Raw genomic sequence first — 540 nt, forward strand, 5'->3', positions numbered from 1 at the left:
TATATTCTACCTGAAGACTGGCACCTGCGCTTTCCGTCGGGAAGTGAAATTATTCAGTATGCAGCCAGCCATTATGTGAAAAATTCCCTTGATCCGGATGAGCAACTTCTTGACCGCCGGCGCGTGGAGTACGACATATTTCTATTGGTTGAGGAACTGCATGTTCTGGATATCATCCGGAAAGGATTTGGCTCTGTGGATGAATTTATTGCGCTGGCCAATTCTGTCAGCAATCGCCGTAAATCCAGAGCCGGGAAGTCGCTGGAACTGCACCTGGAGCATCTATTCATTGAGCACGGCCTGCGACACTTTGCGACGCAGGCCATCACAGAAGGTAATAAAAAACCCGATTTCCTTTTCCCTTCCGCAGGGGCTTACCACGATACTGAGTTTCCCGTAGAAAATCTGCGCATGCTGGCAGTCAAGACTACCTGTAAGGATCGCTGGCGTCAGATACTGAATGAGGCCGATAAAATTCATCAGGTGCATCTGTTTACACTCCAGGAGGGAGTTTCTCTGGCTCAATATCGGGAGATGCGG

At 49.3% G+C, this 540-nt stretch carries 1 protein-coding gene; it reads left to right on the top strand.

All coding sequences use genetic code 11. The features are described 5' to 3' along the window. On the top strand, positions 1 to 540 hold a 540-nt coding region (locus ABD361_RS30540; protein WP_486387915.1), incomplete at both ends, for a type II restriction endonuclease.

The sequence above is a fragment of the Streptomyces luteosporeus genome, assembly GCF_039532865.1.
Taxonomy (GTDB): domain Bacteria; phylum Actinomycetota; class Actinomycetes; order Streptomycetales; family Streptomycetaceae; genus Streptomyces; species Streptomyces luteosporeus.